Here is a 19,200-nt window from a genome sequence, read left to right on the forward strand (position 1 = left end):
TAATAAAAAAGTAAACAGTTAGAGGGAAATTTTCGGGTCTCACCCAAATATTTCGCGTCTTATATCACAATCATAAAATGAAACCTACGTGGAGGAATGAGAATACTTTCCTCGATTAAAGGAAGTTTACTCTTTTACCAAAAAAATTGAAAAACGATTAATGGTGGAAGTTGGGAAAGAATTCATTCTTTCAGTACTAAAATACACATTTTTAAGAATATAAAGCCAAAAATGCTAAACAATTACAAGTTGAATAGCCTCCATAGGCTGTTTCTGTGCCAACCGATTAATAGATTCCTCGGTCAATTGTAAGACACGGGCATACCCTCCTGTAGTTTGTGCATCGCGCATGAGCACGACCCATTTTCCGGACGGGGTTAATTGTATTGTTCCCGGTTGCACGGGCGCTGTAATGATTTCCGGTGCCGAGATTTCCGTTTCCGAATTCAAGACATAAGCCATACGATTGCTATTAGGAGAAACGGTAAAGGTGAGTCGTTTCAATTCTTTTTGAATTTCCTTCGGAAGTAGATAAAACTCAGGCCCTTTAAAAGCTTGTATCTGCATGGCACTAAAATGCGCTTCCCGAACCTTGACGGAAGCATTAGGAATCACTTCCTTTAAGGGAAGACTTTGTAAAGGGATGCTGTCTCCTTTTTCCAACCTTCCTTTGTGGGTGATTCCGGTATACCAACTCCTACTTCCCAGTATTCTTTCCGATTGAATACCACCTGCGGCTGATAGATAACAACGTACTCCATACATGGGTTTCCCAAATCGTAATTCACTGTCTTTTGGAACCATAATTGGGGTATTGTTGGCTATCGATTTTCCATTTAAAGCAGGGGAAAGATCTGCTCCAGTTAAGGCGATTATCGTATTTTCTGTGAAGTGCAGTGTGGGTCCTTGCAGTGTGATTTCGATCACTGCTTCCTCAGGGTCATTCCCCGCCAATCGATTGGCCAATTCTGCCGAATAGAGATCCATGGCACCACTTATAGGCACACCATATTTTCGGAAGCCGTAACGCCCCAAATCCTGAATGCTGGTGTACAAACCCGATGTAATTACCTTAATCATGATAAGGGACTTTGTCTAGTAAGTAAATGCCGTTTTCCACTAAAGCGTGGATATGCTCAAACTCTTTTGTTGAAATCGGCTTAAATTTCACATAGTCCCCAGCTTCGATAATTGCTGGCGGTTGTTTGGTAGGATTGAAGAACGAAAGGGGACTTCGCCCGATTAGATTCCATCCTCCGGGAGAGTCCATAGGGTAGATGCCCGTTTGTTTTCCTCCAATGCCCACAGATCCTTGTGCTACTATTGGTCTCGGATCGTCCTTTCTAGGAGTGTGCAATTTCGGATTCAGTTTTCCCAAATAGGGGAATCCGGGCAAAAAGCCCAGAAAGTAGACTTTATACATGGCTTCGGAATGAAGCTGGATGACTTCGTCCTTTGAAAGATTGTGATAATGGGCCACATTTTCCAAATCAGGAGCAAAATCTTTCTCATAGCAAACGGGAATGGTAATTAAATGATGCTCGTCTGTACTTTCTTCTTGTTTTGCGGTTTTGAAAGAGGCTTTGATGGATTTCAAAAACGTATCGGGATCCACACCTTCTTTCAGATATACGACCAATGACTGATAGGTCACTACCGTTTCTAGGATTTCTTCGCCATAGTTTTCAGTCATAAATCGGTCCCATCGTACTGCTTCTGCATGCACTTCCGCATCGATAATGGACTCCCAAGAAATGAGTGCCGCTCTATCACCAAAACGTTGAAAGGAAGGAGGTTTCATATGGCCAATTGTATGGAATGGTTGCGTATCTGATCCCTTATATGTTTCAGTATAGCTATCGAATGTTCGTGATCTCCATGAATGCAATAGGTAGCCGCTACGATGTCTTGAAAACTTCCCGAAAGCGTTCGAACCTGTTGTTTCTCGGCCATATAATGGAGTTGTTCCCAAGCCGCTTCGGGCTCATGGATCAAGGCTCCGCTTTCACTTCTGGAGACCAACGAGAGATCGTCATTATACCGTCGGTCTATAAAGGCTTCGAATACCAATGGGAGTAGATTTTCGGCTTTTTTAGCTAAGACAGAGTTGTGCAATACATATAATTTGGGTCTTACTTTAGTGGCTACAATTGCTTCAACCACAGCATCGGCAGTGGGAGCATCCTTGGCAGCGTAATTGTACAGAGCCCCATGCAATTTAATATGATGCAATTTGGCCCCTTCGGTTTCACAAATTGCATAGAAATGCAATAACTGTTCAAAAATGGATTCGGAAAGTTCGCTTTTGGTCAATGTTAGGATTTTTCTTCCGAAGTTATCTTTATCGGGAAAAGAGGGGTGTGCGCCAATCTTTACTCCATGTTTCATGGCCAATCGCACAGCCGTTCGCATGCTCTTTTCATCTCCATAGTGTCCGCCACAGGCGATACTGCAAGAGGAAATCAATGGCATGATGGCGGCATCGTTTCCCGTACCTTCTCCTAAGTCTGCATTGATGTCGATAGTAATCATTACAGGTCGATATTAAATACTTTGAACAGACTTCTTGCACCCAAAACAAGAGCAGTTAGAATAATAAGCCATCCCAAGATATTCTGAAAACGGGTGTTCTTGTACGTCCCTAAAACCGATGTTTTGTTCACGACCCACAAGAGGAAAATTGCGATAATGGGAAGTAGTAGCCCATTGGCTACCTGAGCGAATTTTATGATTTCAATAGGGCTAATTCCGATGGAAGAAAAAACGACGCCGAGTACCAATACGAAAATCCAAACAGCACGAAAACGACCCGAAGTTAATCCGGCATTCCACCCGAAACATCCCCGAACCACATAGGCCGCGGCCAAAGGTGCGGTTATGGCAGAGGTAATTCCAGCAGCGAACAATCCTATGCTAAGGAAATATTTGGAAAAGCTCCCAAAGAGCGGTTCCAGTCCCTTGGCCAAATCGGAGGCATTCTTAATTTCGGTCGAATTTATGGCCGCCGCGCAAATGATGATCGCCATGGATACCAATCCTCCCAAAATGATGGAAACCCGAGCATCTTTTCGGGCGGTTTGCAAATCGTCTACCCCTTTCCATTTTTCCCCGACTAAAGAGGCGTGAAGGAAAAGGTTGTAGGGAACCACCGTGGTTCCTACAAGAGCGATGACGGTGAGCCATCCCTCTTCGGGAACTTTTGGAATGAATATGCCTTTAAGAATTTCGATAAGGTTGGGGCCTGTAAGTGCCGCTGTGATTAAAAAGGAAAGACTCATAAGCACCACCAAAAAGACAAGGCTGCGTTCCAGTATTTTATAATTTCCAATGAATAACAGGACAAAGGCTAGAATCCCAATGGCAATGCTTAAGGTATTTATGGTATAGTCGAATACAGTGATTCTAGCATTGGGCACTAGGGTTTCCAGTCCCAAAGCGCCACCGCTAATATTTCCGGCTTCGTAGGCAGCGTTTCCTATTAAAATGGCCGAAAGCATTAAGAGAATGGCAACCCATTTCCCTAAAGGAGACTTCATTTCACTTTTAACGGTTTCCGCGAGTCCTTTGCCTGTTACCAATCCCAATCGTGCTGCCATTTCCTGAAGCACAATGGTAGCAATAATAGAGAGTAACATGGCCCAAAGGAGGGTGAATCCATGGTTCACGCCAGCAAGGGTACAAACGGTAACAGTCCCCGGACCAATGAAAGCAGCCGCTACCAGAGTACCTGGGCCAATTTTGGAAAAGAAGTTTTTCATGCGAAGGAATTCACGGTTGTATAAAAGTATGACAACTTATAGACAAAGAAAAGTAGCAAAGAACGAGCCTGCTGCATGAGACCCTTAAATTATGGGGTATTTACCCCTTTCGAATAGGTCTACCACCCCGTGTTTTCCACTTTGGGGCTTCGGTTATTTGCTTTGTATTAACCACTAAACATTTTTATTATGAAAAAGTACTTCAATGTAGCATTAGGCCTATTGGTTATTCTTGCGGTAACCATCGCCTGCGACAAGGACGAGACCGTACCAACGGAGAGTGCAGATCTTGTACATCAACAAACCAACACCGAAAGAGGGTTGTATTTCCCTTGGGATTATGTAATGGATTGGCGTTATAGCCGCTTAGAGTGTGCCACCGGGCCTGGGGTGTGCTTTAGAAATGGCTATGGTGACATTTTTAGAATGTACACCAAAGGGGACGATCCTGTAGGGGAAGTAACCGAAATGATGGCAAGGCTTATGGCCGATTACCAAGATCCAGAAGATGGATTGATCGTTTTCAGTATCGAGGGAAACACCCTAAACCTTATCTTTTCCAGAGAACTGGAAGAAGGACAGTTTATCGTAGAAAGCGATGAGGTGATTCGTGGTGAATTGGCCGAGCGCTTGGGGCGTGACCAGATCGTGATTCCAGCAGGAGAGTATGAAGTGCAGTACGGAAATTACGAACATGGGGAAACCCATATCGAAATTGAGTAGATCCATAATCCCAACGTTTTTGGATTGAAAAGGGATAGGCCTTCTGGGGAGGAGGCCTATCTTTTTGTTTTTTAGAAAACAAGCCTGGGTTCCCGGAAGAATCCTTCCGTCGCTCATTTCTGCAATACCCCATAACCCATAAAAAGTGCGATCCACCGTTTCTTTTTAAGGACATATTGTAGTTAGAGTTTTAACCCATAGGCCAGATCGCCTGCATCACCCAAACCTGGAATAATATAGCCGTTAGAGCTCAGTACTTCATCTACGGTGGCGATCCACAGATGGGTGTTTTCCGGAAAAATTCCTTTCACATAATCTACCCCTGCTTTGGATCCTATAATAGAGATAATATGAATTTGAGCGGGCTCTCCGTGCTTTCTAATGGCGTTGTACACATTTTCCAAAGTTTTGCCAGTTGCAAGCATGGGGTCTGTAAGGATTAATGTCTTTCCCAAGAGATTTGGGGCGGCAAAATATTTCACAATAACATCGAATTCATCACCACCATCAGGATGGTGACGGAAGGCAGAAATAAAGGCATTTTCGGCCTTGTCGAAATAGTTAAGCAATCCTCTATGCAAGGGTAAGCCTGCACGCAAAACGGAACACAATACAATATCGTCTACGGGAAGATGTATGCCCGTGTTACCCAAAGGTGTAGTCACTGTTTGTTTTTGAAAGTTGAGGGTTTTACTCAATTCGTAACCCAGAACTTCACCGATGCGCTCAATATTCCTTCGAAATCGCATGGCATCTTGTTGAATGTCTTTATCTCGCAATTCTGCAATAAATGTATTGAGTATAGAATTATTCTCCTGGAAGTTGTGAATGTGCATAGCGGCTATCTTGCTTTTGAATGGAAAGATAAAGAAAGCAATTTATTCCTTTTCAAACATTGAGGGTTGTCAGTTTAGCAATTGGTTTTTGTTTCCGCTACAACCGTATCCGAGGTCGGACGGCGAGGCCGAAAATGGAAGATGTAATAATAGCAGGAGATGCGATGATTTTTTGCCATCAAGTTCTTTAAGTTATAAAAAACCGAAAGAACAAAATCGTTTTTCCTACAAGAAATTTCTGTGGTATTCCCGCATTTCTTTCATGCTCATCCCATCAAAATATTTTGTACAAGTAATTGATATTGAATAATTTAGAATATCAAATAGAAGCAATGGATCCTGTTTCGATTTGATGGGTTTTTACAAGAACTGACCAATTTTATTTTCATTACGCGCAGTGCAATCTTTTGCACAATGAAAGCTTTTGGGGAGAAGCGAGCACACTTTCCTGTTTCCATGAGTACGATGGAATAGGAGCCGACCTTCTTATGGCTCTTTTGAAAATCATCCAGAGGTTAAATCCTCAGCACTTAATTAATAACAAATCTAAAAACAACCATCATGAGAAATTTCAATTTTTTTCAGCAATTATTTGTCTTATTATTGATTTTATCGGCAACAGGCACTGTTATGGCACAGGACCGGGGAGCCGAGATTGACGACCCTGTTAACCATTTTCAAGAGGTAACTAACACGCGCATGCCCATTAATGGAACCAACACCTACGATGGACTGAATGCCGGTACTACGGGTAACTACGGTTCTTATTTTGGAGCCAATGCAGGTTTCAGCATAGGAGCGACTCCTTTCTACAATACCTTTATGGGAGGTTTTAGCGGGTATAGTACGACCGATGGGCAGTACAATACCTATTTAGGAGTTGCCGCTGGGTACAGAAATACCACAGGAAACTACAATACCGCTGTAGGGTTCTTGGCAGGATTTAGTGCCGTTACTGGAGAGCGCAACGTTTTCTTAGGGAATTTTGCAGGTCTTAATGAGACAGGAAGCGATAAGTTGTACATAGACAACAGCAACACGACTACTCCTTTGTTGTTTGGAGACTTTGCTGCAGACAAATTGGGGATCAACACCAATCAGCTTCCCAATAGTGTTGGAGGCGCCAACACTAGTGCTTACAGTCTATATGTAAAAGGGGGAATCCTTACCGAGGAATTAAGGGTACGTACCGGTTGGGCCGATTACGTATTCGAGTCGGACTATTCCTTGATGCCTTTAAACGAACTGGAGGCTTACATTTCAACCAATGGACACTTGCCGAATGTACCTTCTGCTACCCAGGTGGAAGCACAAGGAATCGAGTTAGGAGACATGGCCCGAATTCAGCAGGAAAAGATAGAAGAATTAACCCTTTACATTATCGAGTTACAAAAGCAAGTAGACGCGCTTAACCAAAAGGTGAGAGATCTTTCTGAAAAATAATTTAAGTCGAACTTTAAATTGAACGTCATGAAAGATTTAAATAGAATTTGCATAGCGCTTATTTGCATGCTGTTTTCCGTATCCCTAACGGCACAGGAAGACAGAATTGATACGAAGATTGATAACTGGAGGTACTGGAAAGAAAGAGCCGAAATGGGGCTTATTCCTTTTAACCCAGACGATCCGGCCGATCCGGCCACTTATGTGGGAGACCAAAACCGAATGATGGATGGTCCAGATGTTGTTTTGATTAGTGGAGGAACTACCACCCAGAGCGAAAACTCTGTATTTGTAGACCCTAATAACAATCAGACAGCTTTGGTGTCCAATAACTCTACTTTGGGAAGTTCCGTCCAGGGAACCAATGCGCTCTTCTCCTTCGATGGAGGAGCTACTTGGACCGGAGGCACCGGTGGAGCCGGAGGAAACAATTCTGGAGACCCTGCCGCAGCCATTAGTTTAGGAGGAACCAGTTACATTGGGCATATTGCGCCTGGCTTTAAACAAGGGGTTTCCATTTCTAACGACAATGGGGTTACTTGGAGCGTGAGTAGCGTTTCCGCAGCTGCCGGATTTTTGGACAAAAACCACTTATGGGTAGATAATTCTGGGGCGAGTTCCTTCCAGGGCAATGTATACAGTGCCTGGACCAATTTTGGAGGAGCTAACAATAACCAGATTGAGATTTCGAGATCTACCAATAATGGTACGACTTGGTCTGCTCCCCTTAATATTAGTGGAGCGGTAACAGCCGGAAGCCATAACCAAGGAGTGAATATTCAAACCGGACCCAATGGGGAAGTATATGCGGTTTGGGCTATTTACGACAGTTGGCCTTCTCGGGAAAATGCGATTGGATTTTCGGTGTCTACCGACGGAGGAGTCACCTATAGTCCTGCAACCCGTATTTTCAATAACATCCAAGGGGTGCGTTGGCAACCTGGATTTCCAATTGCCAATCCACATGGAAAGAACATGCGCAGTAATTCCTTCCCCGGGATGGCCGTGGATATTAGTGGTGGACCCAACAATGGGACTATTTACGTAACCTGGGCCAATGTTGGGGTTCCTGGAGTTAATACTGGGTCCGACGTTAGTATCTATGTAATGAGTTCTACCGATAGTGGAGCTACTTGGTCTACTCCTTTGAAGGTGAATACGGATCCCTCGGGGAACATTCAGTATTTTCCTTGGATCACTTGCGATCCGGTAAACGGAAACCTAAGTATTATTTTCTATGATGATAGAAATGTAGGTGCCACAGAAGTGGAAGCTTGGGTAGCCGATTCTACCGATGGCGGGCTTACTTGGAGTGATTTCCGTGTAAGCGATGTATCCTTTACACCTGCTCCGATTCCCGGATTAGCTGGGGGTTATATGGGGGATTATCTAGGAATTTCTGCCAACGGAGGCAATGTATATCCAGTTTGGACGGACAACCGATCCGGTACAGTTTTAACCTATACATCGCCCTATACCTTGGCAGGTTGTGTGAACAATTTGGTAATTACGACCGATGTGCTTAGTGGATCGACAGATAACCAAGAAGCACTGAATACCATTACAGCGTCCAATACCGTGAATTCTGGTGCAACTGCGGTATACCATGCTGGGGATGAGGTGCTTTTGGTCGATGACTTCGATGCATTGAATGGTTCTGTCTTCAGAGCTTATATCGAGGCGTGTACGGGAGTATTTACCCCATTGACCGATGGCGATATTACCCGAGCCAGCAAGCCGAGATTGAATGAACATTATGAGGAAGATCCCAAGGCAATGGGACTTAGTATCTACCCGAATCCCACACATGGTGTTTTCAATGTGGGCTTAGATAATGCTAAGTTGAATGCTTTCGAAATTGAAATCTATAGTATTAGTCGAGGGTTATTGTATTCCAATGCATTTCAGCAGGATGGAGTGGATACCTTTCAGATTGACATTTCGAACTTCCCAGATGGGGTTTACGTAGTAAAGCTGATAACATCCGACACCCAACAAATATATACGGGTAAAATTATTAAGGATAGGTAATTTTTTAGGTTGCACGAGTACCTAGCTCTTAAAAATGAAATCGCCGTGAATTTTCACGGCGATTTCTATTTCCAATTATTTGATTAAGAATTTATTCCTTGATGATCTTCTTCACAATAGAGCTACCATCTTCAAATTTTATTAGAACAAAATAAATTCCTTCCTTTTGATCATTTAGCATTATCTCACGGGATAGTTGTGTATTCATTTTCCGAATCAGCACCCCGGCCATGTCGGTAACCTTAACTTCGGAAATTGCTTTGTCCCCTTGGTTAAGGATCCGGAAGGCCCTATTGGTAGGATTGGGAGATAGTGTTAGTTGGTGTCCACCACCACCATTTCCACTACAACTCAATAGTCTGGTGCCCGTTTTCTTGGGACAGCTTGTACCATCGGTAAGCGTGGGATATGCATTAACGATAAGAATACAATTGTCGTAATTATTCCCTGGAGGCAAGTAAATAGGAACTGTATGCATATTCCAAGCATTCCCAGTGGTAGTGCCGAGGAATACCTCGTTACCGCCATTTACACCGCAGATTCTATAATACCAGTTTATACTTGCAATATCTGGGTAGCCACCAAAACTTGCCTGATAATCCACACAGTTTTCTACTTCTGCAATGAACATTTGGGCTGAGGTAGGAGGACACGTAGGATCTGGGTCTGGACCCATACAGGAAACAGTTATGTTTTCTTCATGGGTGTCTTGACATATCTTAAATGGTGAAGTTGGATTCACAATTCTGAATTTCACATTATAGGTTCCGGTACTCTGAAAATCGTAGGTAAAGTCCTCTGCGGTACTTACCAAAACATTGTCGACAAACCAACGGTATTCAAATTCTGGGCAATGCTGTCCAGTGTTGATTCCATTGAAATTCACAACGCACTGATCAATGTTTGCATTGAAATCGGCTACCATTCCACAGGCTGTTGGACCACATGTGGTGACAGAGCAATTGGTTAGAATTGAACTTTGGATTTCCAAGGGAGGAATTACATTTTGAGGATCTTCCAAGAAGTATTTCATTCGTCTTACCTGTAGGGGTGTAAATCCATCTGCGCACGAAAGAGGATTACAGCTCGAGGTAAACGGGAACATATAGTTCGTGATATCGGGATTGGGAAATTCTGAGCTTCCGCAGCCCAAAGGAATGGTTGTGTTATCATTTACAGCGGTCGCAGTACATGTGCTAGTGTTGCAAATATAATCGCTATCAATAGCACTAGTATCTCCTACGTAATCTCCAGCAAAGTTAGCATTGCTTCCGCTAGGACATTCGGCTACGTGGCCAGAGAACCCGTCCCCATTTTCACAATTACTATTGTTCGCCCCAGAAGCGCCATATCCAATAGTTCCGTGGTAGGGATGAAACAGTCCAAGAACGTGACCCAATTCATGAGCTAGTGTTGCCGTACTTAAATGTTCTGGGGTAAATGCTGCCATGGCCTGATCTGCTATTCCGTTGGCGACAGAACCCCCAATACTTCTTCCGTAAAAGAAAAGATCAATACCATCGCTGTGGGCATAAGAGTTTAATGGGCCAAAATTGATGGTTGGGCACGTACCTCCCTGAATGATGTCCCAATCGTAAACAGTATCATCGTTAATCTCCATGATATTGCCGTCCCAGACAAAACTGATCCCGGTTCCAGAGAACTGACTGTTCAATTGGTTTACTTGCGTATTCAGGACAGATTCGGAAACACCTCCCGTAAGATCACTGCGCATAACATTATGCACATAAACCTTGAGGCAATAAGAATTGGTATTCACATGAGGAAATGTATTCACATGAATGTAATCGCTCATCTTCTGCCCACCGTTGGAATGGGTTGTGGCACAAGAATGTTGTGCTTGAGTACTCATACTGAAGAAAAGACCCAGCACCATAAGGAACAAAACCTTACGCAGGTAATTGAATGCATTTTTCATATTATTTGATTTTTGAGTTACTACAATCGGGATATAACCGTATACCAGTTAAGCTCTTTTTTTGATGATGAATAGAATGAAGCTTAAAGAGCTTAGTACTGTTGGCAATATCGCTCTGGAGTAAGTCTGCAAATAAATGTCAACACACGCTACCTTAGTAGGGAATATATCAAATGTACGGCTTTACACTAAATTTTGTGGAATGTAATGGATAAGCGTAGTTAAATGAATGATAGGCGTTTATAATTGGATGATAAGCGTTAACGCTACTTAAGATAGTGCATTGATAAGTCGGGTTAGACTGGGTTTGTTCCGTACCGAAACATGGATCTTTTCCTTCGTCGTTAGGATAATGGTCTCCTTTTTATAAATGGATTTTATGAAATCGATGTTTATGATCACCGAACGGTGGGGCTTAAAAAAGCCTTTTTCGGTTAATAAAGATTCGTAATACTTCAAGGATTTTGAAGCCAAATGGGTTTTGCCATCTTCCAAAAAGAAAAGCGTATAATTTCCTTGCGCTTCACATTTCACGATTTCCTTTATGGCTATGGAAATATGTTCGTTCCCTACCTGTACTAGAAAACGACTGTCTTTATTGAAAAGGAAGTTGGAAAAACTCTCTAGTTTATGTTGGTTGAAAAGCCGTTCCTTGAGTTTTAAATAACGATGGGTGGCATCGATCAATTTTTGCGGATCGATGGGTTTTATGATGTAGCTAAAGGCATAGTGATCCATTGCCTTTTGAATGAGATTATCGAACGCGGTGACGAAAATCACTTCAAAATTAGGTTTGGGAAAATGCTCGAAAATACGAAAGCAATAGCCGTCCTTAAGTTCAATATCCATGTAAATAAGCTCAGGATCTTTTCTCTGGATAAGAGAGACCGCATCCTTGATACTTTCCGCACAGCCAATTACCTCAATATTCGGTAAGTCTGTATTTATGAAATCTAGTAGATATTCTTGAGAACGGACATCATCCTCTACTATAATTGTATTAATTTTAAGCGCTTCATTCATAAAAACTAATCATCGCATGAAATTACTGTTTTTTTTTGTTCCGCTATGGTGTAGTGTGCTTTTTGCACAGGAGGGTGAGTTAATAACATTCAATCCAGAGAAAGAATATACGCAAGAATACATAGATTCCCTCATCGGTGAACTAAAGGTTGCCCGGCAAAAGCGAATTGAACCCCAAGAACTTAAAAAAATGCTAGAGTCCAACCCGGAACTAACGGGATGGAGCTATTATTATTTGGGAAGAACCGTAGTCGCATTCCGTGAGCAGAAATACGATTCTGCTATTTACTACGGGAATCAAGGGATTGCTAAGTTTTATGAAACCAAGGAGCAGCGCGATTTTTACAAGCAGAATGTAATGCTCATTTACAATGCCATGGCCGATGCCCATACGGAGGCCAAAAGGCATAAGGAAGCCATTCAATGTTACCAGAAAGCATTGGAAATTACCAAAGAGAATCCGTACGCCTTTAGCGCATTTTTTGTCGCAGGAATTGCTTCGAGTCACTATAAAATGGGAAATGATAGTCTTGCCTTTAATTACTACCTAGAAACCGTAAAGGATTCGGCATTCATGAGTTTTCCGCGTGCAGCAGGATCTACCTATATCCGGTTGGGTGTCCTTCAGGCAAATTGGGGAAATGATGACGAAGCGAAACTCTATTTTAATAAGGCCCTGAAAATTGGGGATAGTACAGATTATAAGGGGGATGTTACCCCGGCCAATACCAAATTGGGGAATATGGCCTTGCGCGATTCCAATTTGGATCTAGCATTGGACTATTATAAGAAAGCAGCCGTTGCCATAGATTCGTTCGGATCGTCGCAATACGATGGCTCCATAGAACAAGAGCGTTTCGTGAAAGCCAGTATTAAAGTTCTGGAGGGTCCCGTTAACCAAGGAATCGAAGAATTGGAGGATTTGGTGGAGATTCTCAAGAATGAAGAAGTCAAAGCCAAACATGATTATGACCAGATCATGCGGGCCTTCGATGTTTTGGGAATTGCCTATCAAAAACAAGGGGATTATTCCAAATACCAGACTTTACTGCAGGATTCTTTCGAGTATTTCAATGCTTTTCAGGAAGATCAATTGCAAGAGAATATCCAACGTTTGGAAACAGAGTACCAAACCAAGGAAAAAGATGCCTCCATCGCCCAATTGGAGCAAAACCGGGAACAACAAAAGACCATCATTAACCAGCAGCGAACCATTGGTTTTATTTTGGGGGGCTCATTGCTCTTTATTTTAGGATTGGGCGGATTGCTTTGGAGACAACGCAAAATAAGGACCCTGTACGAAAAGGAAAATCTGGAGCAACGATTGTTAAGAACCCAAATGAATCCGCACTTCATAGGAAATGCCCTAAACACTGTGGGAGCTTTGGTAGAAAAAGGTTCGGAAAATACGCAGCCCTATATTCGGAAACTGTCCGAACTTTTCAGGCTTATTCTTACCAATAGCCGGGAGGAATTTGTGAGTTTGGAAGATGAGGTGGTTACCTTAAAAAGCTATCTGGAACTGCAATCGAATTTCTCCAAAAACTTCGATTATTCTTTCAATATTGAAGATGACTTGCACGAGGATGAAGTGATAGTTCCTCCTATGCTTATTCAACCGTTTATAGAGAACTCTATTCTTCACGGTCTTTCACATACAGAAGAAAGAGGGCGTATACAAGTCAACATTTCAAAAGAAGGAAAAGGATTGCTTCGCTGCGATATCGTAGACAACGGAATTGGATACAGTGAAAGCCTTAAGATAAAGCGGGATGTGAATCATAAATCGGTTTCCCAGAACATTATCAAGGAGCGATTGGAGATTTTAAAGAAACAGTTTAAAGTGAATTCGCGCTTCCTTATCAATGACAGTACCAAGGGAACCCATATTTCGTTGTACCTTCCTTATTTATTGGATGAGTAAGGCTAATTTAAGGGGAGTATTTCAACCCTGTAGTTATTTCAAAACAAAAATACCCAGTATCTTTGGGGCATGGCAGAGGCACCTGTAAAACTTCAGATTTCCACCTTACCCAACGATCCCGGAGTGTATCAATATTATGATAAGGAAGGGAAGCTTTTGTATGTGGGGAAGGCAAAAAACCTGAAGAAAAGGGTGAGTTCTTACTTCAATAAGGAACATGACAATGCCCGCACCCGATTGTTGGTTAAAAGGATCCACACGATAAAGCACATTGTGGTAGCTACCGAAACGGATGCCTTATTACTGGAAAACAATCTCATTAAAAACTACCAGCCCAAGTACAATGTGATGCTCAAGGACGACAAAACCTATCCTTGGCTTTGCATTAAAAAGGAACGTTTCCCAAGGGTCTTTCCCACCCGGAAACTCATAAAAGACGGGAGTGAGTACTATGGGCCTTACACCAGTATGAAAACGGTGCATACCCTATTGGATCTCATTAAGGGGCTCTACCCGTTGCGTACCTGCAACTACGATCTTGCCGAAGACAAAATAAGAGCCGGGAAGTACAAAGTGTGCTTGGAGTATCATTTGGGCAATTGCCTGGGACCATGTGAAGGCAAATATTCGGAAGCTACCTATAACGAAAACATCCAATCCATTCGCAATATCATTAAAGGGAACTTTAAGGAATCGTTGAACGGTTTCAAACAACAAATGAAGGAACACGCCGAGGCCCTTCAGTTTGAGGATGCCCAGCGCATAAAGGAGAAGATCGATGTATTGGAGAACTATCAGGTCAAATCGACGGTGGTAAATCCGAAGATCAATAACGTAGATGTATTCTCTATTGTTAGTGATGAAGGTTACGCCTATGTGAATTACCTTCAGCTTTCTTTTGGGAGTATCATTAGGTCGCATACCTTGGAAATGAAGAAAAAACTGGACGAAACCGATGCGGAATTGTTGGAATTGGCCGTGGTAGAATTGAGACAACGATTTCAGTCCCAATGCAAGGAAATCTATGTGCCCTTTACCGTTAATGTGGAGGAAGGGCTCAAGGTTCATATACCCAAATTAGGGGATAAAAAGAAGATTCTGGAATTATCCACAAGGAATGCCAAGTACTACCGTATGGAGCGCTTTAAACAGGCCAAAATTGTAGATCCCGATCGTCATGCTAATAGAATCATGGCGCAGATGAAAAAGGACCTGCGATTAAATGAAGAGCCTAGACATATCGAGTGTTTCGATAATAGCAATATACAAGGAACCAATCCTGTGGCTGCATGTGTGGTTTTTAAAAACGGAAAGCCTAGCAAAAAGGACTATCGTAAATTCAACATTAAGACCGTAGAGGGGCCGGATGACTTTGCTTCTATGGAAGAAGTCGTGTACCGTAGGTACAAAAGATTGAAGGAAGAAGGGCAACCCTTACCACAATTAATCATCATAGATGGGGGGAAGGGACAGCTGTCCTCGGCCCTGAAAAGTTTGGAGAAGTTGGAGTTAAGGGGGAAGATTGCCATTGTCGGGATCGCCAAACGCTTGGAGGAATTGTTCTATCCAGATGATCCCATTCCGCTCTATTTGGACAAAAAATCCGAAACTTTAAAGATCATTCAACAATTAAGGAACGAGGCGCATCGTTTTGGTATCACTTTTCATCGCGATAAACGAAGTAAAGAGGCCCTAGAATCGGGATTGGAAACCATTCCTGGGATAGGCGATAAAACCATCGTAGAGCTGCTTCGGCACTTTAAAAGCGTGAAAAGGATTAAAGAAGCCGATTTCGATGCCTTGGAAAAAGTAATCGGAGCCAGTAAAGCAAAAAAAATTGTATCGCATTTCCAATAAGTGCGTCTAATAAAAGAAAATTGTATCGTTGAGAAAAGCACTAACCATATGCATACTACTTGTACATTGCTTTTCTTTCTCACAGGAAAAGGAAGATGTCAAGGTAGGATTGGTACTCAGTGGCGGGGGAGCCAAGGGGTTGGCACATATTGGAGCCCTAAAGATTATTGAAGAGGCCGGCGTTGAGATTGACTACATTGGCGGTACCAGTATGGGAGCTATTGTTGGTGCGCTCTATGCTTCGGGGTACAAGGCGCAACAGTTGGACTCTATTTTCAATGTGCTCGATTTCGAAACCCTCATACAGGATGATGTTCCCCGCGGAGCCAAGACGTTCTATGAAAAAGATGATGCCGAAAAGTACGCCGTTACCCTTCCATTCGATGATTTTAAACTGAAGGTCCCTTCGGGAATATCCAAAGGACAAAACGTTTACAATTTACTTTCCCGCCTACTCTTGCATGTTAAGGATGTAAACGATTTTAACGAACTACCCATTCCATTTTTTTGTGTTGCCACTAATATTGAAACTGGAGAAGAAGTTATCCTGGACAAAGGATATTTGCCTAGGGCGCTAACGGCCAGTGGAGCCTTACCTTCCCTTTTTCAGCCCGTAACCATTAACGATACTATTTATGTAGATGGCGGGGTGGTAAATAATTATCCCATCGATGAAGTGTTGGCCATGGGGGCGGATATTGTGATTGGGGTCGATGTGCAAGACGAATTGAGGGATCGGGAAAAACTAAAAAGTGGGGTAGAGGTTTTGGTGCAGATCAACAATTACAGGACCATTAAGGACATGGAAGCCAAACGGGAGAAAACCCATATCTATATCAATCCCTCCATTGATGATTTTTCGGTAGTTTCCTTCGACGAAGGGAAGCGGATCATACAATCGGGTGAAATGGCGGCGCAAGAGATGCGCACTGAGTTGGAGAACTTAGCAGGTTCACAAACAAAGAAGGAAAAACGGGAAGCTATTCCTTTTGTGAGTAAGAACTCCCTGTACATTAAGAACGTGTTCATTTATGGAAACCAAGATTATACAAGGTCGTATGTGTTGGGAAAACTCAAGTTGAAGACCCCTTCCGAAATTACCTATGAAGCCTTCAATAATGGTGTAAATAACCTTTCAGCTACGGGAAATTTTGATGGTATTGACTATAAGTTTGTAGAGGATCCGGATAATACAGGAGAATATTCTTTGGAGTTTTATCTTCGGGAAAGTGAATCCCGGACCCTACTCCGTTTGGGGGCTCATTACGACGACCTTTTTCGATCCGCTGCCTTATTGAATGTCACCCAAAAAAGACTGCTTACCAACAATGATGTGGCTTCCTTGGATATTGGGATTGGAGACAATATCCGGTATAATTTGGATTATTACATAGATAAGGGATTCTATTGGAGCGTGGGGCTTCGGTCTGCATTCAATAGTTTCGACAAGGACGTTGCCATCGATTTTATTCTGAATGAAAACAACGTGCCCGATACAGCGGAGGTGAATGCAATTAACCTTCAATATGACGATTTTACCAATCAGTTGTTTGTGCAGACCGTTTTCCAAAGGAGTTTCTTGCTTCGATTGGGTGCCGAGCATAAATGGTTGAGGTACCTTTCAGAAACCATCGGTATTGATGAAAACAACCTTCCTAGAACAGTGTTTGAGAATACCAACTACTACAGCACGTATGGCATTTTGAAATATGACACCTTCGACAACAAGTATTTCCCCAGAAAAGGGATTTATTTTGAAGGCGATTTTCATTGGTACCTCTTTGCCAAAGGGGGAAATAGGGACTTTGAGCCTTTTAGTATAGCAAAGGCCCAAATGGCCTATGCGCATTCCTTTACTCCCAAGCTTTCCGCAGTGATTACGAACGAAGGTGGGGTGAAGGTTGGAAACCGCTTTACGAAGTCCCTCGATTTCTTTCTGGGAGGCTATGGCTTTAAACCATTGAACAACATTGTGCCATTGTATGGATACGAAGGGCTCAGTCTAAGAGGGGATACCTACTTAAAAGCTTCCCTTTTGGTAGACTACGAGATTTTCAGAAAACACCATATAAGCGTTGCCGGAAACATTGCCAATGTGGGGGACGAACTCTTCGAACGCGGGGAATGGATCGATGGGATCGACTATAGTGGTTATGCTATAGGATATGGACTGGAAACCATTTTAGGTCCTGTAGAAGTGAAATATTCCTTTTCACCCGAGAGGGATACGGACGAATGGTATGTAAACGTGGGCTTTCGCTTTTAGTGAATTCTTAATCAGGCGGAAACTTTTTTTTCCGATATTTGTAATATGGTAAACAAGACTTGGAAATATACATTGCTTCTTCTCAAGATGCTCATCAAGAGAAATCCAGAATAGTACGCTTCTTTTTTGCTGAAAAACAAGTACTAACGTAAATTTACTACCATGCCATTTTATCATAAATTAGGGAAGATTCCTCCCAAACGTCATACCCAGTTTCGGAAACCCGACGGAAGTCTGTATGCCGAACAATTATTTGGAACCATTGGGTTCGACGGAATGTATAGTAACTCGTACCACGAGCACCGTCCTACTCAAGTAAAAGCGATTAAAAATCAATACAGCGTTGCGCCCAAGGTGGCCAAGGCCAATAATATGCAATCCTATCGTTTCAGGGGCTTTCAAGTGCCTGCCGAAGACGATTATTTGAAAAGCCGAAAGGTGATCCTCACCAATAGCGATTGTAACATCATTTTATCGGCACCCAAAAAATCGCAGGACGATTATTTCTATAAAAACACCGATGCAGACGAACTGCTCTTCATTCATAAGGGAAGTGGGAAATTGAGAACCCATATGGGGAATCTCGACTTTGGCTACGGGGATTATTTATTGATTCCCCGGGGGATGATCTATAAATTGCAATTTAACGATGAAGATAATAGATTATTCATTGTAGAATCGAGAAGACCAATTTATACCCCCAAACGTTACCGCAATTGGTTCGGCCAATTGTTGGAGCATTCTCCATTCTGTGAAAGGGACATAAGAAAACCTGAAGAGTTGGAGACTTATGATGAAAAAGGGGACTTTCTCATCAAGATTAAAAAGAATGATGAAATCATCGATATGGTATATGCCACACATCCCTTCGATGTAGTGGGATATGACGGGTACAATTATCCGTATGCTTTTTCCATTCACGATTTTGAGCCCATTACAGGACGGATTCATCAACCCCCACCAGTGCATCAAACGTTCGAGACCGATGCCTTTGTGGTATGTTCTTTCTGTCCAAGATTGTACGATTATCACCCCGATAGCATTCCAGCACCTTACAATCATAGCAATATAGATAGCGATGAGGTGTTGTACTATGTAGATGGTGATTTTATGAGCCGTAATGATATCGATGCCGGCCATATATCCTTGCATCCTGCAGGGATACCCCACGGACCACATCCAGGGGCTGCCGAACGAAGTATTGGACAGGTGAAAACGGACGAATTGGCGGTGATGGTAGATACCTTCAAGCCGTTAATGGTGACCGAAGAAGCCTTGAAGATAGCAGACGAAACCTACTTCCAAAGTTGGTTAGAAGAATGAAAAACCTTTTAGACATAGCACCCCATTCAAGGGCCATGTGGTAATTGGGTCTTTTCTTTTCATGAAGTATTAATGCA

The 19,200-nt window shown here is 42.7% G+C and carries 14 protein-coding genes; 7 read left to right on the plus strand and 7 right to left on the minus strand.

From position 1 onward, the window contains the following. Positions 1–234 precede the first annotated feature (234 nt). From POV27_RS00700 to POV27_RS00715, 4 genes are read right to left on the minus strand one after another with little or no spacing between them, the layout of a single operon-like run. The gene (locus POV27_RS00700) at positions 235–1,080 is read right to left on the minus strand and encodes a 5-oxoprolinase subunit C family protein (protein WP_272860802.1); all 846 of its coding nucleotides are present in this window, start codon (positions 1,078–1,080) and stop codon (positions 235–237) included. Further along, positions 1,073–1,801, minus strand: a complete 729-nt coding sequence (pxpB, locus tag POV27_RS00705; protein ID WP_272860803.1) for a 5-oxoprolinase subunit PxpB — start codon at positions 1,799–1,801, stop codon at positions 1,073–1,075. The genes POV27_RS00700 and pxpB overlap by 8 nt, the downstream gene beginning before the upstream one ends. Then, positions 1,798–2,532, minus strand: coding sequence for a 5-oxoprolinase subunit PxpA (gene pxpA, locus POV27_RS00710; protein WP_272860804.1), 735 nt, complete (start codon positions 2,530–2,532; stop codon positions 1,798–1,800). The genes pxpB and pxpA overlap by 4 nt, the downstream gene beginning before the upstream one ends. Further along, positions 2,532–3,758, minus strand: coding sequence for an Nramp family divalent metal transporter (locus tag POV27_RS00715; protein ID WP_272860805.1), 1,227 nt, complete (start codon positions 3,756–3,758; stop codon positions 2,532–2,534). The genes pxpA and POV27_RS00715 overlap by 1 nt, the downstream gene beginning before the upstream one ends. 189 nt (positions 3,759–3,947) lie before the next feature. On the opposite strand from POV27_RS00715, the gene POV27_RS00720 reads away from it, so the two are divergent. Beyond that, the gene (locus tag POV27_RS00720; RefSeq protein WP_272860806.1) at positions 3,948–4,481 is read left to right on the plus strand and encodes a hypothetical protein; all 534 of its coding nucleotides are present in this window, start codon (positions 3,948–3,950) and stop codon (positions 4,479–4,481) included. 182 nt (positions 4,482–4,663) lie between these two features. Here POV27_RS00720 and upp read toward each other — a convergent pair whose 3' ends face one another. Next, complete coding sequence (upp, locus tag POV27_RS00725) at positions 4,664–5,317, minus strand: uracil phosphoribosyltransferase (RefSeq protein WP_272860807.1); 654 nt, start codon at positions 5,315–5,317, stop codon at positions 4,664–4,666. A gap of 561 nt (positions 5,318–5,878) precedes the next feature. Between upp and POV27_RS00730 the strand changes: the two genes are divergently transcribed. Further along, on the plus strand, positions 5,879–6,760 hold the full coding sequence (locus POV27_RS00730; RefSeq protein WP_272860808.1) for a hypothetical protein: 882 nt from the start codon (positions 5,879–5,881) through the stop codon (positions 6,758–6,760). Positions 6,761–6,787: 27 nt separating this feature from the next. Continuing rightward, positions 6,788–8,791: a T9SS type A sorting domain-containing protein gene (locus tag POV27_RS00735; RefSeq protein ID WP_272860809.1), complete on the plus strand. Its 2,004-nt coding sequence runs from the start codon at positions 6,788–6,790 to the stop codon at positions 8,789–8,791. 91 nt (positions 8,792–8,882) lie between these two features. On the opposite strand, the gene POV27_RS00740 is transcribed toward POV27_RS00735, so the two are convergent. Then, complete coding sequence (locus tag POV27_RS00740; RefSeq protein ID WP_272860810.1) at positions 8,883–10,730, minus strand: T9SS type A sorting domain-containing protein; 1,848 nt, start codon at positions 10,728–10,730, stop codon at positions 8,883–8,885. A gap of 270 nt (positions 10,731–11,000) precedes the next feature. Further along, a complete protein-coding gene (locus POV27_RS00745; protein ID WP_272860811.1) occupies positions 11,001–11,753 on the minus strand; it encodes a LytR/AlgR family response regulator transcription factor in 753 nt (250 codons plus the stop codon). Positions 11,754–11,769: 16 nt separating this feature from the next. Between POV27_RS00745 and POV27_RS00750 the strand changes: the two genes are divergently transcribed. The 4 genes from POV27_RS00750 (at position 11,770) to POV27_RS00765 (ending at position 19,123) form a co-directional block, all read left to right on the plus strand. After that, complete coding sequence (locus tag POV27_RS00750) at positions 11,770–13,677, plus strand: histidine kinase (RefSeq protein WP_272860812.1); 1,908 nt, start codon at positions 11,770–11,772, stop codon at positions 13,675–13,677. Between the two features lie 69 nt (positions 13,678–13,746). Further along, positions 13,747–15,534 (plus strand): excinuclease ABC subunit UvrC, encoded by a 1,788-nt coding sequence (gene uvrC, locus POV27_RS00755; protein ID WP_272860813.1) that lies wholly within the window; start codon positions 13,747–13,749, stop codon positions 15,532–15,534. A gap of 28 nt (positions 15,535–15,562) precedes the next feature. Continuing rightward, the gene (locus tag POV27_RS00760) at positions 15,563–17,800 is read left to right on the plus strand and encodes a patatin-like phospholipase family protein (RefSeq protein ID WP_272860814.1); all 2,238 of its coding nucleotides are present in this window, start codon (positions 15,563–15,565) and stop codon (positions 17,798–17,800) included. 162 nt (positions 17,801–17,962) lie between these two features. After that, positions 17,963–19,123, plus strand: a complete 1,161-nt coding sequence (locus POV27_RS00765; RefSeq protein ID WP_272860815.1) for a homogentisate 1,2-dioxygenase — start codon at positions 17,963–17,965, stop codon at positions 19,121–19,123. Positions 19,124–19,200: the final 77 nt, after the last annotated feature.

The sequence above is a fragment of the Aureisphaera galaxeae genome (genome assembly GCF_028561275.1).
In the GTDB taxonomy this organism is placed as follows: domain Bacteria; phylum Bacteroidota; class Bacteroidia; order Flavobacteriales; family Flavobacteriaceae; genus Aureisphaera; species Aureisphaera galaxeae.

Excerpts from the sequence above, each read along its gene's own strand:
- uvrC (WP_272860813.1), top strand. The coding sequence starts at position 13,747 with ATGGCAGAGGCACCTGTAAAACTTCAGATTTCCACCTTACCCAACGAT.
- pxpB (WP_272860803.1), bottom strand. The coding sequence starts at position 1,801 with ATGAAACCTCCTTCCTTTCAACGTTTTGGTGATAGAGCGGCACTCATT.
- POV27_RS00750 (WP_272860812.1), top strand. The coding sequence starts at position 11,770 with ATGAAATTACTGTTTTTTTTTGTTCCGCTATGGTGTAGTGTGCTTTTT.
- upp (WP_272860807.1), bottom strand. The coding sequence starts at position 5,317 with ATGCACATTCACAACTTCCAGGAGAATAATTCTATACTCAATACATTT.
- POV27_RS00765 (WP_272860815.1), top strand. The coding sequence starts at position 17,963 with ATGCCATTTTATCATAAATTAGGGAAGATTCCTCCCAAACGTCATACC.
- POV27_RS00730 (WP_272860808.1), top strand. The coding sequence starts at position 5,879 with ATGAGAAATTTCAATTTTTTTCAGCAATTATTTGTCTTATTATTGATT.
- POV27_RS00735 (WP_272860809.1), top strand. The coding sequence starts at position 6,788 with ATGAAAGATTTAAATAGAATTTGCATAGCGCTTATTTGCATGCTGTTT.
- POV27_RS00715 (WP_272860805.1), bottom strand. The coding sequence starts at position 3,758 with ATGAAAAACTTCTTTTCCAAAATTGGCCCAGGTACTCTGGTAGCGGCT.
- POV27_RS00740 (WP_272860810.1), bottom strand. The coding sequence starts at position 10,730 with ATGAAAAATGCATTCAATTACCTGCGTAAGGTTTTGTTCCTTATGGTG.
- POV27_RS00720 (WP_272860806.1), top strand. The coding sequence starts at position 3,948 with ATGAAAAAGTACTTCAATGTAGCATTAGGCCTATTGGTTATTCTTGCG.
- POV27_RS00700 (WP_272860802.1), bottom strand. The coding sequence starts at position 1,080 with ATGATTAAGGTAATTACATCGGGTTTGTACACCAGCATTCAGGATTTG.
- POV27_RS00745 (WP_272860811.1), bottom strand. The coding sequence starts at position 11,753 with ATGAATGAAGCGCTTAAAATTAATACAATTATAGTAGAGGATGATGTC.
- pxpA (WP_272860804.1), bottom strand. The coding sequence starts at position 2,532 with ATGATTACTATCGACATCAATGCAGACTTAGGAGAAGGTACGGGAAAC.